Source organism: Streptomyces pseudoechinosporeus, assembly GCF_054783935.1.
Genome location: NZ_BAAGPS010000069.1, coordinates 1 through 16,983, shown reverse-complemented (window position 1 = coordinate 16,983; position 16,983 = coordinate 1). Strand labels below are relative to the sequence as shown.

The 16,983-nt window shown below is 68.0% G+C and carries 14 protein-coding genes; 3 read left to right on the top strand and 11 right to left on the bottom strand.

The annotated features are described in order from the left end of the window. The first annotated feature begins 71 nt into the window (after nt 1-71). Nucleotides 72-1,187 carry an XdhC family protein gene (locus ACYVO6_RS40970; protein ID WP_461070562.1) on the top strand — a complete coding sequence of 372 codons (1,116 nt, stop codon included), beginning with the start codon at nt 72-74 and terminating at the stop codon, nt 1,185-1,187. 66 nt (nt 1,188-1,253) lie between these two features. Here the strand turns inward: ACYVO6_RS40970 and ACYVO6_RS40965 are convergent, their stop codons facing one another. The 11 genes from ACYVO6_RS40965 to ACYVO6_RS40915 form a co-directional block, all read right to left on the bottom strand. Continuing rightward, a complete protein-coding gene (locus ACYVO6_RS40965; RefSeq protein ID WP_461070560.1) occupies nt 1,254-2,327 on the bottom strand; it encodes an NAD(+)/NADH kinase in 1,074 nt (357 codons plus the stop codon). A 22-nt stretch (nt 2,328-2,349) separates the two neighbouring features. Next, a complete protein-coding gene (locus ACYVO6_RS40960) occupies nt 2,350-2,733 on the bottom strand; it encodes a nuclear transport factor 2 family protein (RefSeq protein WP_461070558.1) in 384 nt (127 codons plus the stop codon). A gap of 140 nt (nt 2,734-2,873) precedes the next feature. Beyond that, entirely contained in the window at nt 2,874-3,872 is a 999-nt protein-coding gene (locus ACYVO6_RS40955; protein ID WP_461070556.1) for an aldo/keto reductase, read from the bottom strand. 283 nt (nt 3,873-4,155) lie between these two features. Further along, the gene (locus tag ACYVO6_RS40950; protein ID WP_461070554.1) at nt 4,156-5,373 is read right to left on the bottom strand and encodes an aldo/keto reductase; all 1,218 of its coding nucleotides are present in this window, start codon (nt 5,371-5,373) and stop codon (nt 4,156-4,158) included. Between the two features lie 261 nt (nt 5,374-5,634). After that, nucleotides 5,635-6,333, bottom strand: coding sequence for a flavodoxin (locus ACYVO6_RS40945; RefSeq protein ID WP_461070552.1), 699 nt, complete (start codon nt 6,331-6,333; stop codon nt 5,635-5,637). A 67-nt stretch (nt 6,334-6,400) separates the two neighbouring features. Then, a complete protein-coding gene (locus ACYVO6_RS40940; protein ID WP_461070550.1) occupies nt 6,401-7,675 on the bottom strand; it encodes an FAD-binding oxidoreductase in 1,275 nt (424 codons plus the stop codon). 393 nt (nt 7,676-8,068) lie between these two features. Next, a complete protein-coding gene (locus ACYVO6_RS40935; RefSeq protein WP_461070548.1) occupies nt 8,069-9,055 on the bottom strand; it encodes an aldo/keto reductase in 987 nt (328 codons plus the stop codon). A gap of 100 nt (nt 9,056-9,155) precedes the next feature. Further along, nucleotides 9,156-10,115: an aldo/keto reductase gene (locus tag ACYVO6_RS40930; RefSeq protein ID WP_461070546.1), complete on the bottom strand. Its 960-nt coding sequence runs from the start codon at nt 10,113-10,115 to the stop codon at nt 9,156-9,158. Nucleotides 10,116-10,195: 80 nt separating this feature from the next. Next, nucleotides 10,196-11,101 (bottom strand): helix-turn-helix transcriptional regulator, encoded by a 906-nt coding sequence (locus ACYVO6_RS40925; protein WP_461070544.1) that lies wholly within the window; start codon nt 11,099-11,101, stop codon nt 10,196-10,198. A 360-nt stretch (nt 11,102-11,461) separates the two neighbouring features. Further along, nucleotides 11,462-12,541, bottom strand: a complete 1,080-nt coding sequence (locus tag ACYVO6_RS40920) for a family 43 glycosylhydrolase (RefSeq protein ID WP_461070542.1) — start codon at nt 12,539-12,541, stop codon at nt 11,462-11,464. Continuing rightward, nucleotides 12,538-15,360, bottom strand: a complete 2,823-nt coding sequence (locus ACYVO6_RS40915; RefSeq protein WP_461070540.1) for a GH116 family glycosyl-hydrolase — start codon at nt 15,358-15,360, stop codon at nt 12,538-12,540. Before ACYVO6_RS40915 ends, ACYVO6_RS40920 begins: the two co-directional genes overlap by 4 nt. Before the next feature lie 186 nt (nt 15,361-15,546). Between ACYVO6_RS40915 and ACYVO6_RS40910 the strand changes: the two genes are divergently transcribed. Together ACYVO6_RS40910 and ACYVO6_RS40905 are read left to right on the top strand one after the other, a co-directional pair. Next, nucleotides 15,547-16,377 carry an IS5 family transposase gene (locus tag ACYVO6_RS40910; protein WP_461070538.1) on the top strand — a complete coding sequence of 277 codons (831 nt, stop codon included), beginning with the start codon at nt 15,547-15,549 and terminating at the stop codon, nt 16,375-16,377. Continuing rightward, a complete protein-coding gene (locus tag ACYVO6_RS40905) occupies nt 16,374-16,796 on the top strand; it encodes a hypothetical protein (protein WP_461070536.1) in 423 nt (140 codons plus the stop codon). The genes ACYVO6_RS40910 and ACYVO6_RS40905 overlap by 4 nt, the downstream gene beginning before the upstream one ends. Nucleotides 16,797-16,983 lie beyond the last annotated feature (187 nt).

Sequence of the window (16,983 nt, the reverse complement as noted above, 5' to 3'; positions counted from 1 at the left end):
GGGCGGCGGCTCCACGCACCACCGCCCGACGGTCCCGAGCCGCCGTCCTTCCTGGCTGGAGACGCCCTCCCGTGCTGAACATCGCGGACACGCTGCACACCTGGTGCCGCGCCGCCCGCCCCTTCGCCCTCGCCACCGTGGTCCAGGTCAGCGGCAGCGCACCGCTGCCCGTCGGCACCGCGCTGGCCGTCGACGCCGACGGCAACGCGGTCGGCAGCGTGTCCGGAGGATGCGTGGAGGGCGCCGTGTACGAGCTGTGCCAACAGATCCTCAAGTCCGGCGAACCGCCGACCCGGGCGCGGTTCGGCTACTCAGACGACGACGCCTTCGCCGTGGGCCTGACCTGCGGCGGCGAACTCGACGTCCTGGTGCAACGAATCGACCCCGCCGGTCTGCCCCACCTCACCGCGGGCCTGGAAGAGGTGGCACTCGGCCGACCCGTCGCCCTCGCCCAGATCATCGACGGGCCAGAAGAACTCCTCGGCCGCACCCTCTGCGTCACCGGCGACGGCAGCGCGCTCGACGGAACCCTGGGACGCGCGGACTGGGACCGGGCGGTGGCGGCGCAGGCCCGCGCACTACTGCGCCCGGGCCGTACCGGTCGGGTGGAGGTCGGCGGGGAGGCGACGACATGCCCGCAGACACTGTCCGTACTCGTCCACACCCACGCGTCCCGCCCCCGGATGCTGATCTTCGGCGCGGTCGACTTCGCCGGCGCGCTCAGCGAGATCGGCCGTTTCCTCGGCTACCGGGTCACGGTGTGCGACGCCCGCCCTGTCTTCGCGACCGCCGCCCGCTTCCCGCACGCCGACGACGTGGTGGCCGACTGGCCGCACCGCTACCTCGCCGCCGCCACCGACGTGGACGCCCGTACCGTCGTCTGCGTCCTCACCCACGACGCCAAGTTCGATGTCCCCCTGTTGCGTCTGGCGCTGAGCCTGCCCGTGGGCTACGTGGGCGCGATGGGCTCACGACGCACCCATGCCCACCGCCTGGAACTACTGCGGGAGGCCGGTGTACCGCAGGAGTACCTCGCCCGCCTGCGCTCCCCGATCGGCCTCGACCTCGGCGCCCGCACGCCGGAAGAGACGGCCCTCTCCATCGCGGCAGAGATCACCGCCCACGCGCATCAGGGCTCGGGAACGCCTCTGACCTTGAGCACGGGTCCCATCCATACCCGAGAGTGAGTGCCTGCGGGATCATCGGGGGTCCGTCCCTGACCCGGGACGACCGGGAGTGCCCTGGCGGATCGCTCACAGCAAAGGTGAGGGACCGTCCGGGGTCGTCAGGAGCGCCAGATGGGCGAGGTCTCCGGGCGGAGGTGTCGTCACCGACCACAGCGGCGGCGGAGATCCGTCGGCCACCGCGGCCGGTGCGTCGGTCAGACTCATCCGCTCGCGCAGACGGCCGTAGAAGTCCATTGGCCCGAGCCGTACGGCCCGCAGTCGACGCGGCGCGGCGTAGACCCCGATCCAGTCCCCCGGATCGAGCACGCCCCGCAGCTGACCGTCGATGCTGACCGCGGCCTGCCCCGAGCGTTCCAGGACGCGCAGCCCGATCGGCTCGTCGGGGGCTGTGATGATGGAGCGGTTGAAGGCCATGTGCGGAGCCACCGGCGTGAAGACGAGGGCCTCCGCGCGGGGCGAGACGACGGGTCCGCCGGCGGCGAAGCTGTAGGCGGTCGAGCCGGTCGGTGTGGCGACCAGCAGGGCGTCGGCGGAGTAGGAGGCCAGGAGGCGGCCGGAGACGTAGACGCCGACCGAGACCTGGCGGTCTCTGGCCAGCTTCTCCAGGACGATGTCGTTGAGCGCGGTGACGTCCAGCGGGATGCCCCACTCGTCGTCGACCTCGCAGTCGGGGCGCACCTGGGGAGGCGGCAGGAGTGGCCCACGGCCGTACCGCACCCATGGCTCCATGCCCTCCGGTACCTCCAGGCGGCGGGAGGCCCGCAGGGCGAGCAGCATGCGGCTGTCGATCCGGATCCGGTCCTCGCGCACCGCGTCCAGTGCCGCCCGCACCTCGGCGGCCGACACCTCCGTGAGGAAACCCACCCGGCCCAGGTCGACCCCCAGGACCAGGGCGTCGTTCTCCGCGGCCAGCCGGGCACCGCGCAGGAAGGTGCCGTCCCCGCCCAGAGTGACGACGAGGTCAGGGTCGCCCGCGGCCTCGGCCTCCTCGCGGGCGCCGCGCCGCCCGCCGTCGTGCCATACGTCGATGTCCGTGCACCGCACGGCGTGCTCCTCGCACCACGCGCGGACCACGCCGGCCGCCTCCACGGCCTCCGTGCGCCCGCCGTGCACGACCAGGCCGAGCCGGTCCACTGTCACATCCGCCTCCGGAAGGTCCCGGTCACCAGGTCGTGGCCACGGTGCGGACCGTGGCCCAGGTGTCGCCCTTGTGGGCGTAGTCGGTGGTGAGTTGCAGCCGCCAGTCGGCGCGGGTGCCGTACACGGTCGCGTCCGTGACGGTCTGGGCGACGAGGCGAGCCGTGTCGCCCTCGATGTCGAGTGTCGTCTTCTTCTCGTCGATCGTGTGGTAGACGAAACGGCCCTGCCGCATCTGGGCCAGCCATTCGGCTTTCGGCTGCACATAGCCGGTCATGTGGGTGAGGGTGAAGTCGTCGTCGAGCAGGTCGTCGAGCGCCGCGGTGTCTCCCTCGTCCATGGCGTCCAGATAGGCGCAGTGAGCGTCGAAGATCTCCTCGCGGGCTCTCTGGTCGGCTGACGGCTGCACGGTGGCTCCTGACGTGGGTGCGGTCCTGTCGGCGGACGCGGACAGTGCGGGGGCTGATGTGGGTGTCGACGACGGCGTGCAGGAGACCGCCGACACAGCCAGGGCCGCCGCCGCCAGACCTGTCCATCCCCAGGATCGCTTCATCGGCCCGGCTCCGCGTTCTCCAGCGGCCATCGGTGACCAGGCCGTCGGCCTCGGCACGACCCCAGCTTCCGGGCTCGTAGGCGACCGGCTTCCCGTCGGGGCCGAGCAGCTCCCCGACGATGCGCTAGGACGACGCCGTCGGCGGCGGTGTTCTCCCCGACCCGCTCGACCCGCTCGACGCGCTTGGTGCCGGGGATGGGGGCGATGTCGTCGCCCTGGGCGAGCAGCCAGGCCAGAGCCACCTGCGTCGGCGTGGCGCCCACCTCGTCGGCCAGGCGCAGGTTGCGCTGGAAGTTCTCGCCCGTGAAGCGCGGGTTGTTCTTGCGCCAGTCGGTGTCGTCGAAGTCGTCGGTCGAGCGGATCTGCCCGGTGAGGAAGCCGTGGCCCAGTGGCGAGTAGAGCACGAACCCGATGCTCAGTTCCCGCAGCAGTGGCAGTACCTCCAGCTCGGGGTCACGGGTCCACAGGGAGTACTCCGACTGCAGAGCCGTGACCGGGTGGACGGCGTGGGCGCGCCGGATCGTCTCCATGCCCGCCTCGGACAGCCCGATGTGGCGGACCTTGCCCTCGGCGACCAGCTCGGCCAGGGTCCCGACGGTGTCCTCGATGGGGGTGTCGGGGTCGACGCGGTGCTGGTAGTAGAGGTCTATGCAGTCGGTGCCGAGGCGCCTCAGGGAACCCTCGACGGCGATGCGGATGTTCGCCGGGCTGCTGTCGACGCCTTCACGGCCCGTGTGCGACATGAAGCCGAACTTCGTGGCCAGCACGACCCCGTCGCGACGCCCCTTCAGCGCCCGGCCGACGAGCTCCTCTTTGGTGAAGGGCCCGTAGACCTCGGCGGTGTCGATGAAGGTGACGCCCAGGTCGAGCGCCCTGTGGATCGTACGGATCGATTCCGCGTCATCCGTGCCCGCCCCGGTATAGGCGTGGGACATCGACATCGCGCTCAGACCGATGCGGGAGACCTCCAGATCGCCCAGCTTGATGTACTTCATCGTCCGCTTCGTGTGTCTCGGATTCCTGGGCACACCCGCGGATGCCCTGTGCTGGAGCGCCTGATCTTCGAGCTACAAGGCAGCCTGCTGCGGTCGCTCGCCGTGTGGGAGACCGCACCGTTCCGGGGAGTGGTGTTCCGGGGTGTGACAGGGCCCCCAGGGCCACCCCCAGACCGGAAGTGCCCGCCCTGCAGAAAGATGGGTGCAGAGCGGGCACGTGGTTCCAGCTGAACGTCACCATCACCGCCGCAACTGTCCTACTAACCGCTGGCCGGTCAGCCGGTCAGCGGGGCGGTGCTTCGACGCCCGTCAGCGCGAGGGACGCTGCCGGAAGCCGGTCACCGTGGATGGTGATCTGCGCGACGGCGGCGTTGAGCTCCTGGAGTTCGTCGGGGCTGAACCTGACTTCTTCCGCGCCGATGTTCTCCAGGAGGTGGGACAGCCGGGTGGTGCTGGGTATCGGCACGATCCACGGCTTCTGGGCCAGCAGCCAGGCGAGGTCGATCTGGGCGGGCGTGGCGCCCTTGCGTACGGCCCACTCCTGGAGGAGCTGGACGAGTGGCATGTTGGCGGCCAGGTTGTCCCGGCTGTTGCGGGGCATCGCGGTCCGGCGGTCTCCCTCTGTGAACGGGAAGTACGGACTCATCGCGCCGGTCGTGAAGCCCATGCCCAGGGGCGCCCAGCACACGAAGCCGATGCCGAGTTCCTCGCAGAGCGGCAGGACCTGCTCCTCCGGTCCGCGCCACAGCATGGAGTACTCGTTCTGGATCGCGGTGAGCGGCAGGACCGCGTGGGCCCGGCGGATGGTCCCCAGGCCCGGCTCGGACAGGCCCCAATGCCGCACTTTGCCCTGAGCGACGAGGTCCTTCACCGTGTCCGCGACGTCCTCGATCGGGACGGTGGGATCCACCCGGTGCTGGTAGAGCAGGTCGATGTGGTCTGTCCGCAGGCGCCTCAGTATGCCGTCGACGACCTGCCGGATGCGCTCGGGACGGCTGTTCAAGCCGGTGTTCGCTCCGGTGTCCGGGTCGATGTTCCAGCCGAACTTGGACGCGATCACCACGTCGTCGCGAACGGGCCGGAGGGCCTCGCCGAGGATCCGTTCCGACTCGAACGGTCCGTACGCCTCGGCCGTGTCGAAGAACGTCACTCCCTGGTCGAAGGCTGTCCGGATGAGGGCGACCATGTCCTTGCGGCTGGTAACGGGGCCGTAGAGGTTGCCCGGCATGGTCTGGGTGCCGAGGCCGATGCTGGAAACCTTCAGGGACCCGGGCCCGGACCCGAGCCGACGGTGACCAGTCTGCGTGATGGCCGCGGTCACCGGGTTGCGACGGCCGACGGGGCCCTTGGTGCCGGTCTCGGACGATGCGGTTTGCGCCTGTGCCAGTGTGGCCGGCGCGGCCACCACCGAGGTGGCTGCCAGCCCGGCCGCACCCATCAGGAAGCCGCGACGGCCGCGGTCGGTCGAGTTGCCGTTCGGCGTGCTGTCCTGTTCGTGCATGCGTTACATCCCTCATGTTCGTCGCTTCGTCCGGCGGTATCGGCTCACCACGTCCGTGGATTCGGACGACGCCCCGGCTTGTCCGGTGAGGGGCGCGTCCTGTGGTGCCGATGTTGCCGGGCGGTCAGTAAAACTCAAGCAGAGCGCCCGCCGGGGTGGGAGGCCGTGCTGTTCCACGCCGTGCCAGTGCCCCCCAAAAACCGGGCAAAGATCCCTTTTGGCCGGGCTCGGCCCGGACCGCGGGACCGCAACTGGCGGGCGTCATGAAATCCCGAGACTGTCGAGCCAATCGCTCACCTCCGCCTCGGCATTGTCCATATCGTCTCGTGAGATCGTGAACGCATTACTGATCACAGTGGAATCAGTAAGCTTTTCGGTGACAATTTCAACAGTTCCCGACAGGCGGCTTCCGCCATGGGTGGTGAATAGAATGATGTTCTTTTTGCTGAAATCGTGCTGTTCAAGGAATGTGTGCACCGGCATCGGCAGGCTGTACCACCAGATCGGATAGCCGATGAACACGGTGTCATATTCTTCAAGGTTCGGTATCAGGGCTTTGAGTTTCGGCCTTTCGTCGTCTTCTTGCTGTTTTAGCGCGAGATCTGACAGTGTTTTGTGATCGAGGGGCAACTCTTCCGCTGTCTCGATGCGAAATACCTCGGCGCCCGTGCTCTCCTCGATGATTTGAGCGACGTATTGGGTGTTCCCGAGAACCTTGCCATCAACGACATGAGTGCTATTCTGCTCGTTCTCCGTCATGTTGTTCGGGTCATCGGTTTCCGGCATCGAAAAATAGGCGACCAAAGTGCGTGAATTATCCAATGGCGGGACGGTTTTCGAGGCTTCGGAACCGCCGAGTGCCTCGCCTGCCCCTCTTATTATTGAACAGCCCGCGGTTCCGGCTCCCGCCAGTGCGACGGTGGTCAGCGCAAGAAATTTTCGGCGCGTGGTGCTTGTCATCTCAGTGAACTCCGTTTCGTCGGCATGGGCGATTTCCTGGGGCCACGTGGAACTGTGGTCGCATCGACTACATGGTGAGGCGTTCCTGGTGTATTCGCCGTGCAGAGACGCCGATGCGCCGCAGCAGGCGCTGGTTCGCCAGCACGGCGGGGTTCGGACCCACAATGAAGAACGCGCCCTTCGCGACTGCCTCCGCGGACAGCGTGCGGGCGAGATCTTCACGACGGAACCGGCCCACACTGATGGTGACCCGCATACGGCTACCGAACGCGGCCTGGTACTCCTCGAGCACGTCGCGGTAATAGGCATCTTCTGCGCTGCGTACGGCCCACAGCAGATGAATCCTCCGCGTGGTGTGGTGAGCTGCTGCCAGGCTGAGCAGCGGCGCCACACCCGCGCCCATCCCGACGAGCACGAGCGGAGCCTCGCGGTCCCGCCCCTGGATGATCGATTCGAAGCGACCGAATGGCCCCTCCAGGCGGACGCGGGTTCCCACTTCGACATTGTCGAGGCGCCGGGTGAAGTCTCCGTGCTGCCGAATCGTGAAGGCCAGGGTCTTCTGGTTGTCGTCGGTCACCGAGAAGGGGTGCCATTCCCTACTCACAGAAGACGACCCCTCGAAGCTGAGGAAGAAGAAGTCACCCGGCTGCAGGGCCGCCGCTTTGCTGTCGAGGCCCACCGACACCCTGCGGGTCGCCCCACCGCGCGTTTCGTTGCTGATGACGGTCCCCATCAGATACGTGTCGGGCGCGATCCATTTCTTCCAGACATAGATGCCGAGCGCCATCACTGTGTACAGATCGAAAAGCACCATGAACGCGAAGTACTGATTCACTCTCACGAGCAGGTGGGCGTGCAGCCAGATCATCGCCACGATCACCAGGTTGAGTCGATGAATCCACACGGAGAGCCGGCGGCGGAGGACGGTCTCCAGAAGTCCCTTGACCTTCAGCAGCAGTCTCGACCTGTCGACGAACCACCCACTCATGAAGAACATTGAGTAACACAGCACTGCGAGCGCTCCATAGAACCCCCAATCCCCCAGAACTCGAGCCAGGTGGCTCGGGGAGTAGGAGTTGTCACGGTGCACATATACCGCGGCGATTGCCAGTACGCCGAGTGCTCCATGCAGGCCGTAGATGGCCGGAAGTCCCACGAAACGGTGCAGCCAGGCCGGCCTCACGCTGAGCACGATGGACAACAGCCACCATGTATAGGCAATCAGGCCGAGGAAGACATAGAACTTCAGGAGGTTGGGTTCAGTGGCCACGAACTCGTAGGTGAGAATCAGCGGGAGCGGAAACACCACCGCGAAGCTCCAGAACAGCAGCTTGTGTAGCATCGTCACGACTCCACCCGGGCTGTCCGGTCCGACTCGCTCGACCGTTGTCCGACCTCAGGCGTTCCGGCATCGCCCACAAGGGAAAAACCTTGCCTGCCCGTGTCTCGCACATTTTGCAGATTGACGTAAATGAGTGTTGCCATAGTCAGGGCAGCAACAGCGATCAGGGCAATCGCTTTGCATTTCGGATTCACGTGCAAGCCCTTTTCGGCGAGGGCAACTTGGAGGTCTTACTCATCGAGTTCTCTTCCTGTTTTCCTTGTGTGGATTGCCTGACCGCAGACCCGTTGCGATGTCGATGACCGTCGGCGGTCTCAGTGCGAGCGCAACGCGCACGCGGGCAGGGCGCGACGACCCCAGACCCGTGTCGGTACGTCGGCCCTTGCCGGCCGATCAGGAGAAAAAGATGGGCAGGCGCGGAACATAGGGTGCTTCAAGAGCGTCGACTTCGTCGTCGGTCAGCTCGATGTCGAGCGCCGCGACGGCGTCGGCCAGGTGGTGCGGCTTGGTGGCGCCCACGATCGGGGACGAGATCACTGGGTTCTTGAGCACCCAGGCCAGCGCGATCTGCGCCATGGACACCCCGCGCTCCTCGGCGATCTTCTGCACCGCGTCGACGATGGCCTTGTCGCTGTCGAGGAAGAGCGGCCGGCCGTTCATGTCGACCTGGCGGTCCTCCTCCGACCTGCGCGTCGTACCCTGCTCGCCCCAGGGGCGGGTCACCTTTCCCCCGGCGAGCGGGCTCCACGGGATACTGCCCACGCCCTGGTCTGCGAGCAGGCCGAACATCTCCCGCTCCTCCTCGCGGTGGATCACGCTGTAGTGGTCCTGCATGGACACGAACTTCGTCCAGCCGTTCGCCTCCGCGGCGTGCTGCAGTTTCGCGAACTGCCACGCCCACATCGAGGAGGCGCCGATGTAGCGGGCCTTGCCCGCCTTGACCACGTCGTGCAGCGCTTCCATCGTCTCTTCGACCGGTGTCTCGGGGTCGAAGCGGTGGATCTGGTACAGGTCGACGTAGTCGGTGTCCAGGCGCCGCAGCGAGGCGTCGATCTGCTCCATGACGGCCTTGCGCGAGAGGCCCGCGCCGCCCGGCCCCTGGTGCATGGGCTGGAACAGTTTCGTGGCGAGGACGATGTCGTCGCGCTGGGTGTACTTCCGCAGAGCGCGTCCGACGATCTCCTCGGAGGTGCCTAGGCCGTAGATGTTGGCGGTGTCCCAGAACGTGATGCCGAGTTCGACGGTCTGCCGGAAGATCGGCTCGGCCGCCGTGTCGTCGAGCACCCATGGCATCCGTTTCGCGGGGTCGCCGAAGCTCATGCAACCGAGCGCGATACGGCTGACTTTCAGGCCCGAGGTTCCCAGACGCGTGTACTCCATGACCAACTTCCTCTGACTGATCTGTAGGGCTGTTTGTGGGGCAGATCTGTTGCGCTGATCTGTTGTGCTGATCTGTCGTGGTGCTTGGGCCGACGCCGGCTCAGTAGTAGCGGCCGCCCTGCGGGGTGGGCAGGGCATCGAGTTCGGCGAGATCGTCGGCGCTGAGCCGCACGTCGGCCGCGCCGGCGTTGTCCAGCAAGTACTTGGGCGTCTTGGTGCCGGGGATCGGGACGACGTACTCGCCCTGGGCCAGCACCCACGCCAACGCCACCTGCGCCGGTGTGACACCGATGCGCTCGGCGATCTCGCGGACCTTGTCGGCGATGGCGCGGTTGATCGCCAGGGCGTCGTCCTGGAAGCGGGCCAGGCCGCGCCGGAAGTCCTCCTGCGGCAGGTCGTCGAACGACGTGAACCGACCGGTGAGGAAGCCCTTGCCCAGCGGTGAGTACGGCACGAAGGCGATGCCCTGCTCCTCGCAGTACGGCAGCACCTCGCTCATCCAGTCCCTCGTCCACAGCGACAGCTCGGACTGCACCGCCGTGACCGGGTGCACGGACTGGGCCCGCCTGATCTGCTCGACGCTCACCTCGGACAGACCGATCGCGCGGGCCTTGCCCGCCTCCACGGCTTCCGCCAGCGCGCCCACGCTCTCCTCGATCGGCACATCCGGGTCGACGCGGTGCAGGTAATAGAGGTCCACGTGGTCCGTGCCCAGACGCCCGAGGCTGTCATCGATCGAACGACGAATGTGCTCCGGGCGGCCGTCGACGCCGGTGACCGCACCGTCCTTGCCCAGCACGCCGACCTTGGTGGCCAGTACGGCGCGCTCGCGGTGGCCGTCCGCCAGGGTGCGCCCGATCAACTGCTCGTTCGTGTAAGGGCCGTACACGTCGGAGGTGTCCAGCAGGGTCATCCCCAGGTCGAGGGACTGATGGATCACCGAAACCATCTCGGCCTCGTCGCGCGGGGTCGCCTGGTCGTAGCTGAAGCTCATGCCCATGCAGCCCAGGCCGACGACGCCGACCTGGGGTCCCTTGGTACCGAGGGTGGTGGTGCGCATGCTGTTCGTCCTTTCGGTCTTCGGTGGTTCGGACCGGGGTTCGGTGCGCGGGCGACGCACCGGCCGGGGTGAGTGCTGTGTCAGTCCGCGAACCCGGTACGCGATGCTCCGATCCGTGACGCGTGCGCCGAGTCGGACGCCGCCAGATCAAGCAGGATCATCGCGTCGTACTCGGCGCTGCCAGGCTCGGCGTGGTACACGACCAGCCGGTGGCCGGGGGTGCCTTCCAGCTGCATCGACTGGTAGCCGAGGGTGAGGTCGCCGACGTCCGGGTGGTGGAACGTCTTGCGGCCATAGGAGTGGCCGCGGACGTCGTAGCGTTCCCACAGGCGGGCGAACTCCGGGCTCTTGAGCAGGAGTTCACCGGCGAGCTGGGTGAGGTCGGGGGCGTCCGGGTCGGTGCCGGCCAGGGCCCGCAGGCGGGCTACGCAGCCGCGGACCTGGTTGCCCCAGTCGTCGAAGAGGTCGCGGGCGGTGGGGTGGAGGAAGACGTAGCGCGCGATGTTGCGCTGTCTCGCGGGCCAGTCCTCCATCCCGGCGAGCAGTCGCAGTCCGCCCGGATTCCAGGCCAGTACGTCGCCCGTGCGGCTGACCACGTGCGCGGGCTGGGGCCGCATGGCCTCCAGCAGGAGCTTTACTCCGGGCCGAACGGAGCGGGTGGGGGCGGTGGGCCGTTCCGGAGAGGTACGCGCGGCATGCGCGGCCAGGCTGCGCAGGTGGTCGTGCTCCGGCTCTTCCAGCCGGAGGGCGCGGGCGAGGGAGTCGACGACGGACGGGCTGGGGTGGGTCTCCTTGCCGCGCTCCAGCCGGGTGAAGTAGTCGATGCTGATCCCGGCCAGGGTGGCCAGTTCCTCCCGGCGCAGTCCAGGTGTACGACGCGCGCCGGTACCGGGTGGTAGGCCGACCTCCTCGGGGGTCACCTGGGCCCGTCGGGCGCGCAGGTAGCGCCCCAGCTCGGTGCCGCTGCTGTACCGCTCACGATCCATGTCTTCCGAGTGTGGGGACGACACGACTTGGGCGGAAGGCGGATGGGGTGCCCTGTCACGGCACTGAACAGCACTCCGGGCTACAGCGCGGTCTGCCACATGGCGAGCCAGAGGCGCAGGCTTGACGTTCATAGAACATCTCCGTTCCCGGCAGCCGCGCACCACGACGATCCAGCTCGTGACCGCGCTCGGCCGGGCGGTGGACGACCTCGGCGCGCCGGAGGTGCTCGTCTACACCGCTGACCACCGAGTGACGGCGCGTCCCACGACTTCGAGGCGGCGCGCCGTCCGCTCGCAGGCGGTTCGCGTGCCCCGCCCGGCCTCACCTCCCGCCATAGCGGCGCCTGTTCGGTGCGTCTGTCAGTCGTAGTCCTCGATCCGCCATTCGTCGTGCCAGTCCACGAAGGCCATTTCTCCCTCGAAGCGCAGGGGCAGCCAGACGTAGTCCGCGATGGAAGTGTCGGAGTCGAGCAGTTCCGGGGGGAGGGCGGCAGGGGTGTCGGAGGCGTCCTCCGTGGTGTCGCCGGAGTAGCGCCTGCGCATTTCTTCCTGGATCGGCTCGGCCAGCTCGGGTGCCAGGTGGGGCAGCCACCTGTCGGCCAGGGCGATGTAGAGGTCCTTCTTGTGCGGATGCTTGAACACCGAGCTGATCTGGGAGCGGTACGACGTCCCGGAGGCGTCCTGGGGATGCGGGTCCCCCAGCACGGTCCACGGGCCGTGGAAGGTCCGCGCGACGGCCACCTCCGACGGGTTGGGGGCGTAGCCGGTGGTGCCCGAAGTGATCAAGTAGTGCAGCCCGTTGCGTGTGAAGTGCGCCGGTGCCTCACGGACGTACGGCGGGTGCGGGTGGGGGAAGTGGGTGGAGTAGTAGCCGGTGACGTTCGTGTAGTCGTCGGTCAGGTCGGCGCAGATCAGCTCGCTGTGCACGCGCTCGAAGTAGTAGTACGCCTTGCCGTCGTCGGGATGGACGGCGAGGTCGAAGTCGCCGGCGTTCATTCCGAGCGGGCGCAGCCCCGTGCGGACGACGCGGTAGGGGCCGAGGAAGTCGTCGGCGACGAGGACGGTGCTGGTCTGGGTGTTCCCCTCGCCCATGATCTTGATCCAGCACACGTACTGCTTGGTGGCGGCGTTGAAGACGATGTGAGGGCGGTCGACCTGCTGGGCCGGGTGGAGGGGGGAGTTCGGGTTGCCCGGCTCGGGCGGGATGATCAGCCCGCGGTCCTCCCAGTTGTAGAGGTCGGTGGAGGCGTAGCAGCGGATTCCCCAGTGCCAGATTCCGCTGCCGGGCTTCGTCCGCTCCTTGTTCTCGCCGTACCAGTAGAAGGTGCCGTCGACGTACGTGATCGACCCGCCGTGCGCCTGGATGCGGTGGCCGGCTGTGTCGTACCAGACCTGGCCCGGGCGTATGGACGACTGGGGCGATGGCGGTGTGGTCGTCACTTCGAACTCCCCTGCACGGTGTCGAGTGCGTCGACGAGCTGCCAGACGGACCGGGCTCGGGCGTAGGCCGCGTACCGGGAGATGTTCGGGTTGGCCACGAACCAGGACTCCGGCGTGGCGAAGGCATGGCCCTTGGTCGTGGCGCCGTCGTCGTAGATCCGGTTCGCCACGGCTTCGCTCATCTGCAGGGCCTTGGCGATGAGTTTCCCGTCGCCGGTCGCGCGGCCGATGTGCACGGCGGCCGCCGTCGCCATCCAGGTCGTGCCGGGCCACACGTCGGCGATCTCCGGGACGAAACGGCCGGTGCCAGGCTGGGCGTAGTCCATCGGGTACGGCTTCAGGTTCTCGTCGAGGATGATCGGCGGGCCTACGGGAACGCCGTTGGCGTCCTTGGGCGCCAGGAAGGCGTCCAGGGTGTTGTGCCAGTGCTGGCGGGCACGCCGCAGGTCGATCAGATCCGGCAGACCGAGCTGGGAGGCGACGCACTGGGCGTAGAACGCGTCCAGGAAGGCCGCGTCCTTCGGCAGTACCGGCTTCTTGGCGCCGAAGATGTCGCCGGTCCGTCCGTCGATGCCGCCGGTGCCGTCGCAGTAGCGGTAGCGCCCGGTCTTGGGGTTCCAGAAGATCTCCTCGAACTCCTCCTTCGCCGCCGCGAGTTCGGTGTCGATCTCTTTCTGGACCGCGGGCGTGGCCTCGGGAACGCCGAGGGCCCTGGCCTTGGGAGTGAGCGTCGACAGGATCTGCAGCGAGAGCAGATACAGCTGGCAGTTGTAGATGCCGTGCCCGTTGACCAGGAGCTGGTCGTAGGTGCTCGGCGGGTTGTTCGACGGCGGGTCAGCCGGGAGGTGGGAGCCGGGCGGGCGGAAGAACTGTGAGTGCTTCAGCGTCCGCAGCATCTGGGGATACCCGTAGGTCAACAGGCTCCTGTCGCCGGTCTCCTGGTACAGCGCGTACACCCGGTAGATGAGCTTGTGGAAGCAGTCCCGGAACGCATCGCCGCCCGCGGGATCGAAGAGCTTGCCGAGGTCGTCGGTGCCTGGAGGCGGTGCGCCGAAGACGGGTTCGGACGTTGCCGATGGGGCGCCCTGGTTGGCTCCGGTCGCGTTGATGAACGGACCTGTGTCGAACATGATCTGCTGGGGCACCCGCCCCCACCGGTCCTGCTTGGTCAGCTGCAACCAGGCGCGCAGGCGCCCGAGTTCGATGTTGGGGAACAGCTTCGTGTACAGCAGGTACCCGAAGCTGTCGACGTCCATCTCGTTGGCCGGTGCGCCGCCGCTTCCGGCGTCGATGGTGTAGAAGAGGTGGGTGCCGGGGATCTCCGCGCCCAGGCGAGGCCCGCCGGGAGCGGGAGTTATGGTATTTCTGACCAGGCCCGCCTCCCAGAACGAAGCGTTGAAGACCATCCCGAACAGCTCGTTCAGGGCCGCCTTCCGCAGCCACACCGGGTACTTCGGGTTCTCGGCGATCGGCTTCCACCACGCCTCGACAGCGGCGAGGGAGTCGTCGCGCCGTGCCAGCTCGCGCTTGGCGATGGTGAAGGCCTGCTTGAAGGGATACGAGTTCGGGACGTAGCCGTTGGTGGCCGTCGAGGTGGCGCCGAGGAACTCGGTGTAGCGGCGCATCCAGACGGCCCGGCCGCTGGGTGCGGCGTCGTAGTACACCTGGGGGAAGTCCCAGGACAGGGCGTACCGGACGGTGGTCTTCTGGCCCGGCCGCAGCTGCACGGTCACGGCGACGGCGCCCGCCGAATCCGAGTCGTCCAGGGCACTGTTCGGCAGCCTGCCCGTGGAGGAGAACGGCTCGTAGATGTCGCTCCCGTCGCCTGCCCCGTTCCACGAAGTGACGTACGTCAGTTTCTGGCCGGTGGCCGGCAGGGCGGCGATGGTCCACTCCGACTTGTAGGAGTCGGGCGTGTTCGTCCGGTGGTCCGAGCCCAGCGTCACGCCGGCGACACCCGACCGGGCGTCGGTGTCGAAGCGGCTGTAGAGCCCGGTGCGCGTCGTGCCCGACGGATGCGGAGAGGCGTTGGGGAAGGTGAACATCACCGAGAGGTCGACCGTCTTCGTGGTGGGGTTCGCCAGTTCCACGTCGAAGAAGGCCACCGGCATGGAGGTGCGTTCGTCCTCGCCGGCCACGATCGGCGACCAGAACCGCATGGACACCTGTGACCGGAACACGTTGTAAGAGGTCCAGCCGAACGGGTACAGCGCGGCATAGGTGCCGTCGCCGGGGTTCAGCTGGTTCCACTGCGGAAGAACCCCGGCGAAATCCCGCTGCGGAGCGATGTGGTCGTGCCGCGTGGCGAGGGTCTTGGCGGTCGGGCCGCCCGAGGCACCCGTGACCTGCTCACGGACGTGGAAGGCCGCCTGGGGCAGCGTGCGCATGTCCCACCAGTCCGACGCCTGTGAACCGCCCATGCTCCATGGCCCGAACGTCCCGAACAGGTTGTAGTGGAACGAGCCGGCGCCGACTCCGCCGAGCGGGATGCCCAGACCGGGCACGCTCATGCCGCCCGCGGATCCGCGCAGGCCCGAGGATTCGCCGGTGCGGCACTCCGGGTCGGCCCCCGCCTCGCAGGGGCCATCCGGTGCGAGGCCCCAGTCGCGGACGTACGCCGCCTCCGGCACCCTCGCCGCGTTCAGAGGTGACGCGTGGGCGCTCGGGGTCGAGGGAAGGGCCGGCAATCCACCGAACTCGCCTGCGGCGACGAGCCCGGCCACGGAGAGCGCGCCCGCGCCCCCGCGCAGGAAAGCCCTGCGCGGGAAGCCTCCGCCCTCGCGTGTCGTGTTCGGTTCGGACCTGTCCTGCGGCTCCATGGCAGTCCTTTCGGGGGTACTGGTGGGGGGAATGCGTCCAGGGGTGGGTGATGCGTATAGGGGAGTGGGTGGTGCGTGTACTCAGAGGGCGGTATGTGAGTTGATAAGCGATTTGCCGTCACCTGAACGGATGAGGCTGCGGTATCCCAGGCGGTCGACGGGCTCGGCCGTGCTGGGCTGAACACCGTGAGCGAGCGCAAGCCCTACAAGACCGACCTGTCCGACGAGCAGTGGACGCTGATCGAGCCGGTGATCGCCGCGTGGAAGGCCGCGCACCCATCGGTCAGCGGCCACCGGGGCCGGTACAAGATGCGGGAGATCGTCAACGCGCTCCTCTACCAGGGCCGCACCGGCTGCCAGTGGGACCTGCTTCCGCACGACCTGCCGCCACGCGGCGCGGTGATGTACTACTTCACCAAGTGGCGCGACGACGGCACCGACCAGACCATCCACGACCTGCTGCGCTGGCAGGTGCGGGAGAAGGCGCGGCGGAAGGCGGACCCGAGCCTGGTGGTGCTCGACACCCAGAGCGTGCACGCGGCGGCCGGGGTGCCCGCGGAGTCGACGGGGCGTGATGCGGCAAAAAAAGTACCGGGCCGCAAGCGCGGCCTGGCCGTTGACGTGTTGGGCCTGGTGATCGCGGTGGTGGTGCTCGCCGCGTCCGTGCACGACAACGCCGCCGGCATCGCGCTGCTGGACAAGGTCACCGCCGACACCGACACCGTTCAGAAGGCCCTGGTCGACCAGGGCTTCAAGAACGCCGTCGTCGCGCACGGGGAGAAGGTGGGCATCGAGGTGGAGATCGTCGAGCGCAACCCGGCCCAGACCGGGTTCGTGCCGATCCCTAAACGGTGGATCGTGGAACGCGCCTACGGGATCTTGATGCTGCATCGCAGGCTGGTGCGCGACTACGAGCACCTGCCGCGCAGTTCGGAGTCGAGGGTGTACTGGGCGATGACCGCGGTGATACTGCGCCGGCTGACCGGGGCCACCGCAGCGGCCTGGCGCAGCGCATGACCGGCGGGGAGCTGACCCTCGGGGCGGTGCTGGCGCGGCTGGAGGAGCGGGAGGGGGAGATCGCCGCGCAGGCCGAGACGACGAGGGAGCAGATCGCGCAGCTGACCGCACGGCTGGACGAACTCGGCCGGGCCGCCGAGGAGGTCCGGATCACCCGCAAGACGCTGCTGGAGCTGCCCGATCCGCCGCCGCCCGCGCCGCCGGTCCCGCAGCTGCCGGACCATCCGGCCTACCAGCAGATCATGGCGGTGTTTGCCGCGGCCGACGCGCCGCTGCGGGCGCGGCAGGTGTGCGAGGCGATGGACCTGGAGATCGCGCCCAACAACATCAACAACACCCGCCTGAAGCTCAAGCGGCTGACCGAGCGCGGAATCCTGGTCGAGACCGAACAGGGCTTGTTCACCCAGCCGCGGCCGTAGCCGCCCGGCGACGTCGCGGCCAGCCCGCTCACCCCTCCCGAGAGCGCGAACCGCACATCAACTCACGTACCGCCCTCTGAGTCCGGACGCCATCAAGACGCCGACAGAAGCAAGTGCGGCGATTCTGTTCATGTTTCCCACTGCTGTTCGTCCTTCGGCCAAGCGGCGACCGTGCTAGTGGATCTTG

What these genes read in the sequence shown, in the direction of transcription:
- ACYVO6_RS40955 (WP_461070556.1), bottom strand. Translation starts at nt 3,872, where the DNA reads ATGAAGTACATCAAGCTGGGCGATCTGGAGGTCTCCCGCATCGGTCTG.
- ACYVO6_RS40950 (WP_461070554.1), bottom strand. Translation starts at nt 5,373, where the DNA reads ATGCACGAACAGGACAGCACGCCGAACGGCAACTCGACCGACCGCGGC.
- ACYVO6_RS40945 (WP_461070552.1), bottom strand. Translation starts at nt 6,333, where the DNA reads ATGACAAGCACCACGCGCCGAAAATTTCTTGCGCTGACCACCGTCGCA.
- ACYVO6_RS40940 (WP_461070550.1), bottom strand. Translation starts at nt 7,675, where the DNA reads ATGCTACACAAGCTGCTGTTCTGGAGCTTCGCGGTGGTGTTTCCGCTC.
- ACYVO6_RS40935 (WP_461070548.1), bottom strand. Translation starts at nt 9,055, where the DNA reads ATGGAGTACACGCGTCTGGGAACCTCGGGCCTGAAAGTCAGCCGTATC.
- ACYVO6_RS40930 (WP_461070546.1), bottom strand. Translation starts at nt 10,115, where the DNA reads ATGCGCACCACCACCCTCGGTACCAAGGGACCCCAGGTCGGCGTCGTC.
- ACYVO6_RS40925 (WP_461070544.1), bottom strand. Translation starts at nt 11,101, where the DNA reads ATGGATCGTGAGCGGTACAGCAGCGGCACCGAGCTGGGGCGCTACCTG.
- ACYVO6_RS40915 (WP_461070540.1), bottom strand. Translation starts at nt 15,360, where the DNA reads ATGGAGCCGCAGGACAGGTCCGAACCGAACACGACACGCGAGGGCGGA.
- ACYVO6_RS40905 (WP_461070536.1), top strand. Translation starts at nt 16,374, where the DNA reads ATGACCGGCGGGGAGCTGACCCTCGGGGCGGTGCTGGCGCGGCTGGAG.